Raw genomic sequence first — 16,167 nt, 5'->3', positions numbered from 1 at the left:
AATCAAAGGTTATGCCGTTTAAACCTCGGTTATTTCAGGTTAGACTTTTGTTAAAAAAAGGAGGTTTTTGCCTCCTTAATCTAACTTATCTGCAAGTTTTTTAAATGTTTTCTTTGGGTTTTTTCCTTCGTAAAGAATCGCATAAACCGCATTGATAATTGGTGTTTTTGCTTTACGTTCCTTATTGATCTTGTAAGCACTGTCTGTAGCGTAATAGCCTTCAGCGATCATACTCATTTCCATTTGTGCACTCTTTACGGTGTAACCTTTCCCAATCATATTCCCAAACATTCTATTTCTACTAAAAACAGAATATCCAGTAACTAAAAGGTCACCTAAATAAGCCGAATCGTTGATGTTTCGCTTCATTTTGTGTACTTTTTTAATGAATTTTTTCATCTCGCGAATCGCGTTACTCATTAATACACTCTGGAAGTTATCACCATAACCAAGACCGTGTGCAATTCCGGCTGCAATAGCATAAATATTTTTAAGAACCGCAGCATACTCGGTTCCTACAATATCATCACTGGTTTTGGTTTTTATATATTCACTGGATAGAAAACCGGCTAGCATCTTAGCTTTTTCTTCATCACTACAAGCAATCGTTAAATAAGAAAGGCGCTCTAGCGCTACCTCTTCTGCATGGCAAGGCCCGGTAATTACACCAATATTTTCAAAATCGATATTGTAGAATTTATTGAAGTGTTCTCCAACGATCAAACTACTTTCTGGAACGATACCTTTTATGGCTGAAAAGATCGTTTTTCCTTCCAGAGATTGGGTAAGATTATCTAATTCAGATTTTAAAAAGGCAGATGGAATGGCAAAGATCAGAATATCTGCAGCGCTAACAATTTCATTAATATCATTGCTAAGATGTAGCTGATTAATGTCAAATTCTACATCACTAAGATAATTAGGATTATGCTCGTGCCTTTTTAAATGCTCTACAGCATAAACACTTCTCATGTACCAATGTACCTTTTCGATGTTTTCGGTAAGCATTTTTACGATAGCAGTTGCCCAGCTACCGCCGCCAATAACAGCTATATTAGGAGTTGTACTCATTTGTTTGGTTTGTTATGCGTACTACAAAAATAAAGATTAAATAGGGCTTTAAAATTTCTAGAGAAGCTAACCGCCTAAGTATGGCAAAAATTTAACACAAAATAGCCGTCCTTAAAGACAATCTTAATAGAAAAGCTCACGTTATCCATTTATTCTTCTTCTAACCAAAGGAGAATTTTCTTAGTTTTTTTGGTTGGTTATTTAGTTTGAAAACCGCCTTGTATAAAAGATACAGGGCGGTTTTTTGATCGTAGTATTCGTATATTTTAATAGCGAAGTGCGTCTAAATTTTAGTTTCTTTTGGCTATTTATAAAAATTGTTATGAAGCACGTAATCCCAAACTTTGGTTGGTAACATAGGTTTTATAAACTTGCCTTCTTTTATCGAATCTCGAATAAATGTTGCTGAAATTTCTATAACAGGAGCATCTACCCGAGTGATCTTTGGATGATCTTTAAATTGATTTTGTACCCTTCCGCCAGATTTTCTTGGATATACATACAACGAATGATTTTCTAAAATTACCTCATAATTTTTCCATTTATGAAAGCTCTTTAGATTGTCTTCACCCATGATAAGACAAAATTCGTTGGTTGGAAATTTTTCCTGAAGGTGGGCCAGCGTTTTTACCGTGTAATTTGGTTGCTCTAATCTAAATTCTACATCGCTAGGTTGTAAATGTTCAAAGTCTTCACAAGCCATAAACACCATATCCAGGCGATGATGATTATTTAAAAGCGTACTTTTCTTTTTATGTGGGTTATGCGGAGTAACCACCAGCCAAACTTCATCAAGATCTGAAAATTCGGCCATGTGATTCGCAATAATCAAATGCCCAATATGAATGGGATTAAAGGTCCCAAAAAAAAGTCCGATTTTTCTGTTCATCTTACTTTTTTATAAAATCCGAAACTAGATTATAAGCTTCTTCTAAAGCAACGTCCAGATCGTTATTTTCAATAATAAAATCAAATTGCGGTGCGGTGGCAAGTTCGATACTCGCTTTAGCGACACGCATATTAATTTTATCCATCGATTCGGTTTTACGCTTCTTTAACCTAATCTTTAATTCTTCGATACTGGGTGGTTTTACAAAAACAGCCAATGTTTTTTCAGGATAGATCTTTTTAATATCTAATCCGCCAACCACGTCGATATCAAAAATAACATGCTTTCCTTTTGCCCAAATTCGCTCTACTTCAGCTTTTAGAGTTCCGTAGAAATTATCACGATAAACTTCCTCCCATTCCAGAAATTCGTCGTTTTTGATCTTCTTTTTAAAATCTTCTAAAGACAAAAAGTAATAATCCTTTCCATCAACTTCGTTAGGGCGAGGATCACGAGACGTTGCCGAGATCGAAAAATCCAGCTTTAATTCGTTTTGTTTTAAAAGATGTCTTACAATAGTGGTTTTCCCTGAACCAGACGGAGCTGAAAATACGATTAGCTTCCCTTCTTTCATGGTGCTCTACTTTAATTTGGGTTAATTGCTTATAGTACGTTTAAGACCTGCTCTTTAATTTTTTCCAGCTCATCCTTCATCTGCACTACAAGCTGTTGCATTGGTGCATAGTTACTCTTGCTACCAATGGTGTTTATTTCACGCCCCATTTCCTGGCCAATAAAACCTAATTTTCTACCGTTGCTGTCTTGAGTATCGAGCGTTTCGGTGAAATAAGCCAGGTGATTTTTTAATCTCACTTCTTCTTCTGTAATATCGTATTTTTCGATGTAGTAAACTAGTTCCTGCTCAAAGCGGTTTTCATCTACATTTTCCTTAAGATCTTCAATTCCTTTGCGGAGACGCTCACGTACATTCTCTACACGCTCTGGATTAATTTGCATAATTTCATCTAACAAATTACCAATATTGCTAACGCGAAGTTTAAGGTCTTTCTCTAAAGCAGCACCTTCTGCTGTTCTAAACTCGTTAATTTCAGCAAGCGCTTCCAATAAGGTTTTCTCGATTTCAGCAAACTCATTTTCGTCGATCTCGTCACGCTCGGTTTTTAAGGCATCAGGTAAGCGCATCGCGATTTCTAAAAGTTGAGCTTCATGCTTACTGCCAACATTTGGTAATTTAAGATCCATCATTTGTTTGATGTAATTTTTTACCGCTTCAGCATTTACAGACGCAGAGGTTTCGTCTCCTGTTTGCTCTACATACAGAGAGAAATCTACTTTTCCTCTTTTTAAAGCTGAAGATATCGTGTTACGCATCACCAATTCTTTCTCACGATATTGCGAAGGGATCCTGGCATTTAGATCCAGATTTTTACTGTTTAAAGATTTAATCTCTATAGTAATCTTTTTGTTGGGAAGTTGTAGTACACTTTTCCCAAAACCTGTCATTGATTGAATCATGCTTCATTTTTACGGTTGGGCAAAGATAATCAATTCTTAGGCAGCGCAAAGGCTATAGAATAATTTAGCTGAATAATGGAATTTCCTGAAATTTTTCCTGAAATCTTAGAGCTGATCATGGATAAATTGAAGCGCTCTCTCTTCCTGGTAATACATTTTTTTATGCTGAATAAAACCTACGTGACCCCCATGTTTTGGAATTTCCAGATGTAAGAATGATGATTTTTCGGCTATTTTCTTCGGAAATGATGCTGAAGTCAAAAAACTATCATTTTCAGCATTTAATAAGAGTGTTGGGATCTTAATATTAGGTAAAAACTGAAGACAACTGCATTTTTCGTAATATTCTGCCGCTGAAGCATAGCCATGCGCCCGGCTGGTATATAACTCATCGATTGCTAACAATGAATTACAAGCCGATATTTGATGTTTTTCGAGTTCTTTTGGAAAAGCCAGTTGACGCTCAAAAAGCTGATCTTTCAGGTTCTTTTCGAATCGGTTGGTGTATAATTTGTTTTTTGGCAGGTTTAGCGCTTCCAAGCTGGCGCCTAGATCACAAGGTGTAGAAACAGCCACAGCAGTTTTTATTTGCGATGGCAGTTCGTGGCGTTCTCCAAGATATTTCAGCAAAAGATTTCCGCCAAGGCTAAAACCAACCAAAGCGATTTGATCGTACTTATTTTTGCTGAAAATATGGGCCAAAACTTCTTCCAGATCTTCAGTGGCACCGGCGTTGTAACTTCGGTATAATCGGTTAATTTCACCGCTACAACTTCTAAAGTTCATTCCGCAATAATCCCAGCCATTTTCAGTAAAGATTTTGCCCATTCCCAGCATATACGGTCTATTGGCATTGCCGGCCAAACCATGCATGGTTACAATTAATTTTTTGGATTCAGTTTTAGAAAATGCCCAATCTAAATCTAAAAAATCACCATCCTTTAGCTCCAAACGTTCTCTTTTTTCAGACTTAAAATCCACTTTTCTAAGCGTTGCTGCATAGATGGTGGCGATATGAGCATTTTTAAAAAGAGGCGGAGCGGTATAATTACTTTTAATCACTGGCATAGGGCAAATTTCAGAAAAAATTAGGTAAGGAAACTTATAATTTGGGATAAGAATAGCGGCAACTTCAAATCAAATTTTCGATGATTCGATGGAATAGTTAAACTAATTATGCATGCATAGCAAATATTTGTAATTTAGTAATTCTGTAAAAATTGAAAAAAATACTTATGTATACCAAAGAATTTGAAATACGCTGGAGTGATATCGACGCAAACCGGCACCTGGCCAATACGGCTTACATCAATTTTATGAGCCACACCCGGATGGGTTTTTTAATGGAAAATGGTTTTGGACAAAAAGACTTGGCAAAGCATAATCTTGGTCCGGTGGTTTTTTATGAACACGTGTACTATTTTAGAGAAGTTTTTGCAGGAGAACCGGTAAAAGTGAGCCTGCAGTTAAAAGGACTTTCTGAAGACGGAATGTATTTCGAATTTGTACATAATTTTTATGACAGCAAAGGAAGAAATTTTGCAAGCTGTGAAATGATGGGCGGTTGGATAGATCTTAAAGCAAGAAAGCTAACAGGTTTACCTTCAGAATTAATTAATAATTTTGATAGCCTGCCACATACCGAAGATTTTAAAGTGCTTACAAAAGAAGATACCAGGAAACACGGTAGAAAACCAAAGGACGTCGATCCAGAATTGCTAAAATAAAGCGAGCTGAAATTATCGATTTTCGATTTATATTTTTTGAAAACCCGGCTACGCCCGGGTTTTTGTTTTCTTAAAACTTACCAGGTAAACACCAACAAAAACCAGTACGCCAGCGGCAACTTTTATGGTGGTTAATTGGTCTGCGCCCACCAGGATCGCATAAATAATGGCGATTAAAGGCTGTAAATAAATAAAAACACTTATCGTAGAAGCCGATAATTGTTTTAATGCGTAAATATTAAGCAGGTAGGTAGAAAATGTTGTTCCGGCAACAACAAAGGCCATTCGCCAAATCGCATCGAATGGTAAGTTTAACCAGTCTACCGCTGTAAATTCAGAATAAGTAACGGGTAAATTTAAAATTACACCCATTAGGAAAAGCCATTTCATAAGAGTAATGGCGTGATATTTTTTGGTAAGTGGTTTTACGATCACCAGGTAAAATCCGTAAGAAAATGCATTGATAATAAACATTAAATTCCCAAGCGGAATGTTGGGCGCATTCGATACACTATCTGTACTGAAAAGCACTAAAGCCAATGCTCCAGATAAGCCCAAAGCAATACCAATTCCTTTAATAAGCGTGATCTTTTCTTTAAGAATAAATGAAGCTAAGATCAAAACCATGACGGGAGAAAGCGTGACAATAACCGAGCTGTTAATTGGGGTGCTAAGGCTTAATCCTTTAAAAAAGAAAAGCATGTTAATGCACATTCCAAAGACAGCGCAACCCAGCATTCTTGGGTAATCTTTTTTATCGATCTTTTCTTTTGGAGCAAACGGACTTAATAGCCAAAACAAAATAGCAGCGCCCAGCACTCGAAGCATAATAAAACCAAAAGCTTCGATATGTGCAGGCATCACTCCTTTGGCGATGGTGTGGTTTAAACCATAGATCGCACTGGCACCTATTGCGGCGAGGATCGCCAGCAAACGCTTATCCATGGATAGATTCTTTAGCGGCTGCTACATTCTTTTTAGCATTACCAATAAAGATCTCATTATCGTTAATTATTACCGGACGTTTTAAAAAAGTATAATGTTCCAGGATCAAAGCTTTGTAATCTTCTTCGCTAAGATTCTTGTTTTTAAGATCACGTTCTTTATAAAGTCGTGCTCTTTTGCTAAAAAGCGACTCGTAGCTACCCGCAAGTTTTTGCATTTCTTCTATTTGCGCTGCGGTAATTGCATCGGTTTTGATGTCCTGAAGTTCAAATTCTGCCGGAGCTTCGATCTCGTTTAAAATTCGTTTGCAGGTATCGCAGGTAGACAGGTAGTAGATCTTTTTCATTTTATTTCGATTTAAGAATGCATAAGAAAAGCTGCAAAGGAAAAACTTTATAAGAGCTTCTGCAATTTATTCGGTTGCTGAAAGATCGATTTTTAAATATTCTGAAATTTCTTTCAGCTCATATTCGTAAGTTTTTTGTCCTTCAGCATAAGCCGCAATCTCGTATGGATTATAGGTTAAGATCAATTTATCATCTCTAAAGCCAATATTTGCCGGAAGGTGAAATTCGTCGTTTTCGAAGAACATTCCGGTGCTGTTGATGTTTTCGTCCTGCGGGATATCTTCTTTATTTCTGAAGTCTTTTTCTACAAATTCTTTAAATTCTGCAGTAAAGAGATCCTTGTGCGTGTAAACTTCGCCAGTTTCAGGATTAAAATTCATATAGGTATTGCTTCCGTAACCATGTGCGCCACCGGTAAAGGTATAAGAGTTGAAATCTATACTTAATAATTTGAGGTTTTCTGAAGTAATTTCAGCAAAAACAGTCGCTTCCCAAGGGATGTCGGTTTCAGGAAAATCTTCTCGGTAAGAAGCATAATTTGCAATAAAACCATCAACCATCTCTTCCATAGTTGCAGGATTGTCATCTGGATTAAAACCAGAAACAAGTTGGATAATATGAGATTCTATAGAATCATTGAGCTTTTTAGCAACCTCTTCCTGGCCTTTGGCAACTGGATAGTTAATGTTTACAAAAGTGCAATTTCCGGTTTCAGGATTACACTTTTCATAAGATTTCTCTACATTATAATTGGTGAAAATAAGGGCTTCTTTTTTCTCTTCTTCACAGGCAAAAAGCATCAGGCTGGCAAGCAACACAAAAAGAAATTTTTTCAAAATGGTTTTCGGATTTTAGGTTATTGTTTTGCTAAAGTACGCAGCAATTTTGGCATTGCCAATGCGAAGCTTATTTTTGCTAGTAAGATTTTTAATAGCGATGAAAATCAGCTTATAAAGCTAGATTTTCGCTATAAACCAACTAAATTATTGTTATGAAATTTAATACCAAAACCATACACGGCGGGCAGGAAAATACAGATCCTGCATACAATTCTGTAATGCCGCCGATCTATCAAACCAGTACGTATTCGCAAAGCACCCCTGGAGGTCATAAAGGCTTTGAATATTCCAGAAGTGGAAACCCAACTCGTGCCGCTTTAGAACGTTCTTTAGCTAGTATCGAAAATGGTGAATTTGGGATGGCTTTTGGATCTGGACTTGCTGCGATCGATGCGGTAATGAAGCTTTTTAAACCAGGAGACGAAATTGTAAGTACCAACGATCTTTACGGTGGTTCTTACCGTTTATTTACCTCGATATTCGAAAATTTGGGCATTAAATTTCATTTTATCGGGATGCAGGAAGCTGAAAACATCGAAGCTTATATTAACGAAAATACAAAGCTTATTTGGGTAGAAACACCAACTAACCCAATGATGAATATTATCGATATTGAAGCTGCAGCTAAAATTGCGAAAAAGCACAATGTCTTATTAGCGGTAGATAATACTTTTGCGACACCATATTTACAGCAACCTTTAGATCTGGGAGCCGATATTGTAATGCATAGCGCCACAAAATATCTTGGTGGGCATAGTGATGTTGTGATGGGAAGTCTTGTGGTAAAAGATAAAGCTTTGGCCGATAAATTATATTTTATTCAAAATGCGAGTGGCGGAGTTTGTGGACCGCAGGATAGTTTTTTGGTGTTACGCGGAATTAAAACTTTACATCTTAGAATGCAGCGCCATTGCGAAAATGGAGAAAAAGTAGCCCGATTTTTAAAAGAGCATGCCGGAGTTGCAAAAGTGAACTGGCCAGGATTTGAAGATCATCCAAACCACGATATCGCCAAAAAGCAAATGAAAGGTTTTGGCGGAATGATCTCTTTTTCTACTACGGAAGGAAACGCAGAAAGTGCAATTAAAATTCTTGAAAATCTGAAGGTTTTCACTTTAGCTGAATCTTTAGGCGGAGTAGAATCTTTAGCCGGGCATCCGGCAAGTATGACGCATGCGTCAATCCCAAAAGAAGAACGTGAAAAAACCGGTGTTGTAGATAGTTTGATACGATTAAGTGTAGGAATTGAAGATGGAGACGATCTTGTTGAAGATCTAAAACAGGCGTTGGGATAATCGTAGTTAGATTTTAGACCGCTGCGCTGTTAGAAATTAGAAAATAGAAGAGTAAGCGATCGAGGTTATTTTTTCTGAAATTTTGCAGAAGTATTAATTTGATAAGGAAACAAATTTTTATGCTAATCCTGTTCGTTCGGCGGACTTGATTTAGCATCTCATGATTAAAAAAAAAAACGAGGACTGAAATTATCGAATTTCAGCACTCGTTTTTTAATCTTTATTCTAAGATTTAAAAGCGAAGCGGTCTAGATTTTAAATTACTTTGCTAAGCGCCCAGATAAGTCGTTTTACTTCTTCTTCTGTGTTGTAATGCACCAGACTGATGCGTACCACTCCATTTTTTTGGGTTAGGCCGAAATCTTCAACCAGTTTTTTAGCGTAAAAATCACCAAATCGAATACCTATTCGATAATCGTCGATTTGCGTTACAATATCATCACTTTTAAGTTCCTGATGTACAAAAGAAATCGTAGGTACTCTTTTAGAAGCATCGGCTTCAGGATTTCCTATGATCTTAACTTTAGGATTTTCATTTAAAAAACCAAGAAGCTTTTTGGCCAATTTCTGCTCATGTCGTGCAATAACTTCATAAGATCTTTTCAGCATTAAAACTGAAGATTCTTTATCTTTTGGAAAGTGTTGTTTATAGAATTCCTGAAAATATTCAGTGATTCCCAAAAGACTATAGGTGAGTTCAAAATTGAAGTTCCCCGGTTGAAATTTATACGGGATATCATCTTTTTTGAAGAAATAGTGGTTAATTCCATCTAATTCCAAAAGGTGCTCATATTTGCCGTACATTAAAGCTAAGTGCGGGCCATAGGTTTTATACCAGCTAAAGGTGTAAAAATCGACATCTAGATCCTGCACATCAATTTGGCGATGAGGTGCGTAAGCAACGCCATCTACGCAAATAAGCGAGCCGTTTTCATGTACAACTTCAGCAATTTCCTTGATAGGATTTATAGTTCCTAAAATATTAGAACAATGCGTAACAGCAACCAATTTGGTCTTTTGTGAAAGTAATTTTTTAAGTTCAGAAAGCTCTAATTCCATAGTATTTGGATTGGCTTTCCAGATCTTAACTTTTATGCCTTTTTCTTCTAAATCTGTCCAGGGAGAAACGTTTGCTTCATGATCTGTATTGGTGACGATTACTTCATCACCTTCCTGCCATTTTTTGCTAAGGGAAATGCTTAAAATCCTAAAAAGCATGCTCGAAGAAGGTCCTATAATTACTTCTTCGGTTCTATTGGCGTTGATGAATTTTGCAACTTGTTTGGTTGCCCATGCTAGCTTTTCGCCGGCTTCCTTGCTAATTTTATAAGATGCGCCAAGTTGTACGTTATGATGAATTAAATAGCCATTAATTCGCTGAATAACTTTTCCCAATACCTGGGAGCCACCGGCATTATCCATAAAGACAAAATCTTTATCGAGTGCAGGAAACTGTTTTCTAACAAATTCTATATCCATAAATCTATTTATCTAAAAGGCTTTCATTAAAAAGCTTAAGAATTCTGCTATACTCATCTGTCCAGCTGCTCGGCTCAACAAAACCGTGATCTTCTACTGGATAAACAGCCATTTCCCAGTTATCTTTTCCTAACTCGATAAGGCGTTGAGAAAGTCTTACAACATCCTGAAAATGCACATTTACGTCTACCATTCCGTGGGCGATAAGTAGATCTCCTTCTAAACCTTCAGCAAAATAAATAGGTGAAGATCTGCGATAGGCAATAGGGTCGTTTACAGGCTCATTAAGAATGTTGGATGTGTATCCATGATTATAATGTGCCCAATCTGTTACAGATCTTAGCGCCGCACCGGCAGCAAAAGTATCTGGTTCGTTAAACATTGCCATTAAAGTAATAAATCCGCCATAACTACCACCATAAATTCCGATTTTTTCAGGATTTATTCCGTGGTTTTCAACTAAATATTTTACACCATCTACCTGATCTGAAAGGTCTTTGCCTCCCATGTGGCGGTAAATCCCGGTTCTCCAGTCGCGGCCGTAACCAGCGCTTCCACGGTAATCGATATCTATAACGGTGTAGCCTAAATCTGTTAATAGATTATGGAACATATATTCTCTAAAATATGACGACCACCATTGGTGTACATTTTGTAAATATCCTGCACCATGCACAAATACAACCGCAGCATCATTTTTAGTTTCTTCACTTGGCGTGTATAATCTTGCCGGAACCATCGCACCGTCTTCAGCTTCAAACTTAATAAGTTCAGGCGTTCTCCAATCGTAACTTGCAAATGCTTCAGATTGGCCGCTGGTTAATTGTTTAGCTTCAGCTTTTCCGGTTTTCTTAAGATAGAGTTCCCATGGCTTATTACTGAAAGAATAATAGATCGCCATATATTTTTCATCTGGAGAAAGATAAACCTGATTATTACCTGTCATATTAGTCAGTTTCTCCATTTTACCACCCATCACCGGCATTTTATAGAAATGACGAACATCCGGGCCTTCTGCTGAAGTGGTTAAATACCAGTACTTTTTATTATTCGATAATTCTGGATCAAAAACTTCATATTCCCCTGGAGTAAGATCTTTTTTATCTCCGTTATCAACATTCAGAAGATATAAATGAGAATATCCCGTAGCTTCAGATTGAAAATAAATATGCTTATTATCTGGTAACCATCCAATGGTTCCGCCACCAAAAGACCAGCCAAGACCCGGCCCGGCGATCCATGCTTCGTCGCGTTGGCGATCGATGGTGGTAAGACTGCCATTTTCAAGGTCTAATTGGGCGATCCAGCGATCTTTGTTGTCTTTAGATCGAATGCTTACGATAGCTTTCTCTCCATTTTCAGAAAAATAAGCAGGCGAAGTAATCACTTCACGAACTTTTTCTTCCCATTCTTTATCTGGATAATCTTTTACGTAATCTGGCAAGTCTTTAATACCTTCAAGCTCTGCTGTGCTTACCATAAAAACGGTATCTTTTTCGATATTGTAAAGCGCTAATTCTACTTCGGTTTTATCGTCGCCAACTTTAGAGCGTGCAGGCAGATCTTTAGTGTATCCAGATTGGTCTACGTAATTAGGAACATCGGTATTTTCACCGCGTTCTCTTTTAATTAAATTGAAACTTACATATTTTCCGTTAGGAGAAATGCTAAGTCCGGATATTTGCTTATCTCCCGCATAAAAGGCATAATCTTCTTCTTGGGCAACACTTTCGCGATAGGATTTAGAAGTTTCAGATTTTTCTTTGCGTTCATTAACTACTTCTAGAAGATCAAGATTTTCATCCTGTATCCATTGGTTTTTGTCTGAAAGTTTCTCATCTCTTCCTTCGCGCTTTTTGCCGCTATTGATATTGGTTAATTTTGTTATCGTGCCTTCGTCAAGATCATAGATAAACGCATTGTCATTCAAGATGAACGAAATTTTAGATTCGTTTGCCATAAACTGAGGATCTATAATACGTTCACCCAGGTCGATCAATTCTGTTTTCGATGCTTTTCTGATATTGTATAAAAAGAGCTTCCCATTTTCAGTAAAAAGCATTTCGGTTTTTTTATCATTATAATCACCGTAACGCGGGATCATATTTTCCTTTTCCTGCTGAGAAACCTTTAGGATTTTTGATTGGTTAGAAAGATCGATCTTGTATAATGAATCGTCCGGGTCATTTTCCAGGTTATACTGAAAGTAGATATTTTCACTTTCGATTCCCCATTGTATTCTAGAGGGGAAAGTTCCCATCCATTTTGGGTCTTGCATAATTTTTTCCACAGAAAGATCGCTTTCTTGTGATTGCAGAGTGATGCTGCTAAATGCAATAAGCAAAAGGATTGCGATATTGCTAAAACGAAGCGTAAATTTTGTCATTTAGGTAAATATTGGATTTTAATTAGTGGTGAGATTTCGATAAATCAAAAAATTAAATTTTCGAAGCCAAAATACTCAAAAATATAATCATCAGCTCTTTGACAAAAAAGCTTAAAAATTTGCTCACAATATACTTAAAATCACGCTTGAATTCAAGAATAATAGGCCTTAAGCTATGATTTCAGTAAAGAATATATTTATATTTGAAAGCAATAATTCACCAAATTTTCAATCAAAATCCAATGAAAAACAAACTACAACTAGCTTTTGCATCGCTTGCACTTGCTGCGACGGCTTCTTTTGCACAGCAACAGGATCCAATCGTAGAGGAGATCGTTACAGAAGCTACCGAAAATTCTCAATTAAAAAAGTTAGGCCACGAACTTTTAGATGTTATAGGGCCAAGACTTGTAGGTTCACCACAAATGGAACAGGCACACGACTGGGCTGTTAAAACCTATGCTGATTGGGGAATTTCTGCCGAAAATCAACAATGGGGAACTTGGAAAGGCTGGGAGCGTGGTATCACACATATCGACCTTGTAGAACCTCGTCTAAGAACTTTAGAAGGAAGACAACTGGCATGGAGTCCATCTACTTCTAAAAAAGGAGTTACTGCAGAGGCTGTTCTTTTACCTAAAGCTAAAGACTCGGCCGACTTTCAATCTAAATTGAGCGCTGTAAAAGGCAAATTTGTATTGATGTCTTTTAACGAGCCAACTGGCCGTCCAGATTATAACTGGGAAGAATGGGCTACAGACAAGTCTTTTGATAAAATGAAAAAAGAACGTTCTGCAGCAGAAAATGCCTGGAGAGATCGTATAAGAACTACCGGATATTCTTCTAGAGAATTACCAAAGATCTTAGAAGAAGCAGGAGCTGAAGGAATTATTACTTTAAACTGGTCTAGCGGTTTTGGCGTAAACAAAGTATTTTCTGCCTATACTGAAGACATTCCTACCGTAGACCTTTCTTTAGAAGATTACGGGTTAGTATACCGTATGGCTGAAAGTGGAGATAAGCCAGAGCTTAGTATCACAGCAACTTCTGAAGATCATGGAGAAGTACCTACTTTTAATACGATCGCAACAATAGAAGGTTCAGAAAAACCTGAAGAGTATATCGTTCTTTCTGCACATTTTGATAGCTGGGATGGAGGAACCGGCGCTACAGATAATGGTACAGGTACTCTAGTAATGATGGAAGCTATGCGTATTCTTAAAGAAGTATATCCAAATCCTAAGCGTACGATTATTGCCGGTCACTGGGGAAGTGAAGAACAGGGATTAAATGGGTCTCGTGCTTTTGTAAAAGATCATCCTGAAATTGTAGAAAATGTACAGGCAGTTTTTAACCAGGATAATGGTACCGGTCGTGTAGTTAATATTTCTGGAAACGGATTAGTACAGGCTTACGATTATGTTGGTGATTGGTTATCTGCCGTACCAGATAGTATTTCAAGACAAATAGAAACACATTTTCCAGGAATGCCTGGTCGTGGAGGATCAGATTACGCATCTTTCCTTGCTGCCGGAGCTCCAGCTTTTAACCTAAGTTCTCTTAGCTGGTCTTACTGGAACTATACTTGGCATACTAACCGCGATACTTACGATAAGATCGTTTGGGACGATGTGCAGAGCAATGCTATTCTTGCAGCGATCTTAGCTTATAAAGCGAGTGAAGATTCAGATAAAACTTCAAGAGAGCAAAGAGTGCTTCCTATAAACAGTAGAACTGGTGAGCAAATGACGTGGCCAGAGCCTAGAGATGCAACACGTCGCGGAGGCTTAGATTAAACACCGAAATTCGATAAATTCAGATACAATTTTTTAAAACCCTTATTCTTTCATAGAATAAGGGTTTTGTTTTGTGCTGAATCTTAAGTTGTAATTTTTGTATCTTTGATTAAATAGCCTTTAGATATGGACTTGCAAACAAGAAAGTTAAATTTAATATCATATCTCGCCCAGATTCAGGATGAAAATCTTTTATCTGAAATAGAGAGTTATATTCTAAAAAATATATCGAGTGATCAGGAAACTTTTTTAGAGCCTTTTAGTCCGGAAGAATTAATAAAAAGAATTGAAATCTCTGAGAACGATTTTGAAAATGGGAGGTTTAAGTCTCAGGAAGATTTAAAAAAAATAACTGAAAACTGGTAATCATTTGATGTGTGGAGATAGTTTGGTCTGATTTTGCAATTAGTAATTTAAAAGAGATTTATGATTACTATAAAGAGAATGCAAATCATAAGGTTGCCAAGAAAATTAAGTCAGAAATTTTTCAATCTACAAATCAACTTAAAATATTTCCAGAATCAGGACAAATAGAATTTTATCTGAAGAAATTAAATAGAAATCATAGATATTTAATTTCAGGGAATTATAAGATCATCTACAATATAAAAGGCAATAAGGTGCTGATCTATGATATTTTTGATGTTCGAAGAAACCCAGATAAAATGTTGAAATAAACTCTTAAAACTTCTTCTTCAAACGTTTAGCTGCTTTTGTATATCCACCATTTCCGCCATCTACAAAATGAATATGTTCATGAGTGCTAATATCTCGCACGTAGCAGGACATAATACTTTCTTGGCTCACATGAATTCCGTAAGCTATTTTTCCTGAATTTTCCAGGTTTTCTAAATAGCCAATGAGTGCTTCTCTTTGCTGAGGTGTTCCTGAAATCACTGTGTTGATTCGACCATCAATGGTTAAGGTATCGGTTAACGCGACTAATTTTTTAAGGTAGTTTTTGCCGTTTTCTTTTTTAAGCCAGATGTGTTTTCCATACTTGCCCGTTAGCCAGCTTTTAACTAAATAAGGAAGGTTAAATTTGCCCAATTTGGCCTTCATTTCAGAATTGATCTTTCGCAAATTCGCTTTCAGTTTTAATCTTCTTACCGTGATAGGCTTTCTGTGACTTGGTGAGCCATAAATATCGTCGATCGCCTTAAGGACTTCAGCAAAGATCTTATAGGATTTAGTGTCGTTTTTAGAAATCACGATAAGGCTCACTACTTCCTGCCCGTTTTTAGGCGGTTTTATTTTGTCCCATTTGCATTCCATCCCCTCCAGATCAATGGGTTTTTCGTCTGGGACAGGTTCCTGCTCTGGGAGCGTATTTTTAATGAGATCTTCAGCATAGTGTAAAGCATCTCCCAAAACAACAGGAATGTTTAGATCTTCATTCACCTCAAGTTTGGCGATTTTAAGCTGAATATTTTCCTGGTAGATCTTCTTCACCGGAAAAGATCCCGTTTTAAGCTCTAATTTGAAGTTTTTTAGCGTATTTCTTTTATGTTTCTGAAGTGCGCTTAGTGTTTCTTCTAAAATTTCCTGGGGAACAAGTGCGATAGCACCATCGCCACCAAAAAAGAACGGAATATTGATCTTTGCCTTATAAGCAATATTGATCATGGCGATTACCGCGCCCGTAGCAATAAGGTTAACCGAGTTGTGCTGGCCTTTTGCAATCGCTTCAGTTGAATTTTTGATATCTGCAGCAACGATATGCCAATTTTCAGGAACATTCTTAAAATGACCAATATCGCCTACCAGCTTACTCACGGGGATATCCCAGGCCGTTAAATTTTCATAAAAATTTGTATCGATATTGGCCATTTTTAGCTTTAATCTCTTATTAAGTTTTTAATTCAACAAGGCATGCCTCGAAATTAAAAAAGATTCCTATCCATACCTCAAGGACTT

At 37.0% G+C, this 16,167-nt stretch carries 16 protein-coding genes; 5 read left to right on the top strand and 11 right to left on the bottom strand.

Going from position 1 to position 16,167, the window contains the following annotated elements:
• Positions 1–75: 75 nt before the first annotated feature.
• The 5 genes from BM201_RS01605 to BM201_RS01585 form a co-directional block, all read right to left on the bottom strand.
• Positions 76–1,071 (bottom strand): NAD(P)H-dependent glycerol-3-phosphate dehydrogenase, encoded by a 996-nt coding sequence (locus BM201_RS01605; protein WP_092539646.1) that lies wholly within the window; start codon positions 1,069–1,071, stop codon positions 76–78.
• 304 nt (positions 1,072–1,375) lie between these two features.
• Positions 1,376–1,960, bottom strand: a complete 585-nt coding sequence (gene nadD, locus BM201_RS01600; RefSeq protein ID WP_092539645.1) for a nicotinate (nicotinamide) nucleotide adenylyltransferase — start codon at positions 1,958–1,960, stop codon at positions 1,376–1,378.
• A gap of 1 nt (position 1,961) precedes the next feature.
• On the bottom strand, positions 1,962–2,534 hold the full coding sequence (gene gmk / locus BM201_RS01595) for a guanylate kinase (RefSeq protein ID WP_092539644.1): 573 nt from the start codon (positions 2,532–2,534) through the stop codon (positions 1,962–1,964).
• 29 nt (positions 2,535–2,563) lie between these two features.
• Positions 2,564–3,436 carry a YicC/YloC family endoribonuclease gene (locus tag BM201_RS01590; protein WP_092539643.1) on the bottom strand — a complete coding sequence of 291 codons (873 nt, stop codon included), beginning with the start codon at positions 3,434–3,436 and terminating at the stop codon, positions 2,564–2,566.
• Positions 3,437–3,541: 105 nt separating this feature from the next.
• The gene (locus tag BM201_RS01585; protein WP_092539642.1) at positions 3,542–4,504 is read right to left on the bottom strand and encodes a YheT family hydrolase; all 963 of its coding nucleotides are present in this window, start codon (positions 4,502–4,504) and stop codon (positions 3,542–3,544) included.
• 167 nt (positions 4,505–4,671) lie between these two features.
• Between BM201_RS01585 and BM201_RS01580 the strand changes: the two genes are divergently transcribed.
• Positions 4,672–5,163, top strand: coding sequence for an acyl-CoA thioesterase (locus BM201_RS01580; protein WP_092539641.1), 492 nt, complete (start codon positions 4,672–4,674; stop codon positions 5,161–5,163).
• 48 nt (positions 5,164–5,211) lie between these two features.
• Here BM201_RS01580 and BM201_RS01575 read toward each other — a convergent pair whose 3' ends face one another.
• From BM201_RS01575 to BM201_RS01565, 3 genes are all read right to left on the bottom strand, one after another.
• Positions 5,212–6,108, bottom strand: a complete 897-nt coding sequence (locus BM201_RS01575) for a DMT family transporter (protein ID WP_092539640.1) — start codon at positions 6,106–6,108, stop codon at positions 5,212–5,214.
• Positions 6,101–6,454: an arsenate reductase family protein gene (locus BM201_RS01570; protein ID WP_092539639.1), complete on the bottom strand. Its 354-nt coding sequence runs from the start codon at positions 6,452–6,454 to the stop codon at positions 6,101–6,103. The genes BM201_RS01575 and BM201_RS01570 overlap by 8 nt, the downstream gene beginning before the upstream one ends.
• A gap of 66 nt (positions 6,455–6,520) precedes the next feature.
• Entirely contained in the window at positions 6,521–7,291 is a 771-nt protein-coding gene (locus BM201_RS01565; protein WP_092539638.1) for a DUF3298 and DUF4163 domain-containing protein, read from the bottom strand.
• Positions 7,292–7,446: 155 nt separating this feature from the next.
• Between BM201_RS01565 and BM201_RS01560 the strand changes: the two genes are divergently transcribed.
• Complete coding sequence (locus BM201_RS01560) at positions 7,447–8,589, top strand: cystathionine gamma-synthase (protein ID WP_092539637.1); 1,143 nt, start codon at positions 7,447–7,449, stop codon at positions 8,587–8,589.
• A 255-nt stretch (positions 8,590–8,844) separates the two neighbouring features.
• Here BM201_RS01560 and BM201_RS01555 read toward each other — a convergent pair whose 3' ends face one another.
• Both BM201_RS01555 and BM201_RS01550 read right to left on the bottom strand, forming a co-directional pair.
• Positions 8,845–10,068, bottom strand: a complete 1,224-nt coding sequence (locus BM201_RS01555; RefSeq protein WP_092539636.1) for a cysteine desulfurase-like protein — start codon at positions 10,066–10,068, stop codon at positions 8,845–8,847.
• A 4-nt stretch (positions 10,069–10,072) separates the two neighbouring features.
• Positions 10,073–12,454, bottom strand: coding sequence for a S9 family peptidase (locus BM201_RS01550; RefSeq protein ID WP_092539635.1), 2,382 nt, complete (start codon positions 12,452–12,454; stop codon positions 10,073–10,075).
• Between the two features lie 242 nt (positions 12,455–12,696).
• Between BM201_RS01550 and BM201_RS01545 the strand changes: the two genes are divergently transcribed.
• The 3 genes from BM201_RS01545 (at position 12,697) to BM201_RS01535 (ending at position 14,927) form a co-directional block, all read left to right on the top strand.
• On the top strand, positions 12,697–14,250 hold the full coding sequence (locus BM201_RS01545; protein WP_092539634.1) for a M20/M25/M40 family metallo-hydrolase: 1,554 nt from the start codon (positions 12,697–12,699) through the stop codon (positions 14,248–14,250).
• 126 nt (positions 14,251–14,376) lie between these two features.
• Complete coding sequence (locus BM201_RS01540; protein WP_092539633.1) at positions 14,377–14,616, top strand: hypothetical protein; 240 nt, start codon at positions 14,377–14,379, stop codon at positions 14,614–14,616.
• An 11-nt stretch (positions 14,617–14,627) separates the two neighbouring features.
• Positions 14,628–14,927: a type II toxin-antitoxin system RelE/ParE family toxin gene (locus BM201_RS01535; protein ID WP_092539632.1), complete on the top strand. Its 300-nt coding sequence runs from the start codon at positions 14,628–14,630 to the stop codon at positions 14,925–14,927.
• Positions 14,928–14,931: 4 nt separating this feature from the next.
• On the opposite strand, the gene BM201_RS01530 is transcribed toward BM201_RS01535, so the two are convergent.
• Positions 14,932–16,080: a DUF3095 family protein gene (locus tag BM201_RS01530; protein ID WP_092539631.1), complete on the bottom strand. Its 1,149-nt coding sequence runs from the start codon at positions 16,078–16,080 to the stop codon at positions 14,932–14,934.
• Positions 16,081–16,167: the final 87 nt, after the last annotated feature.

This window comes from Zunongwangia mangrovi, from assembly GCF_900112105.1.
GTDB classification, from domain to species: domain Bacteria; phylum Bacteroidota; class Bacteroidia; order Flavobacteriales; family Flavobacteriaceae; genus Zunongwangia; species Zunongwangia mangrovi.
The sequence above is the reverse complement of the archived record's forward strand: the minus strand, read 5'-3'. Positions and strand labels throughout refer to the sequence as shown.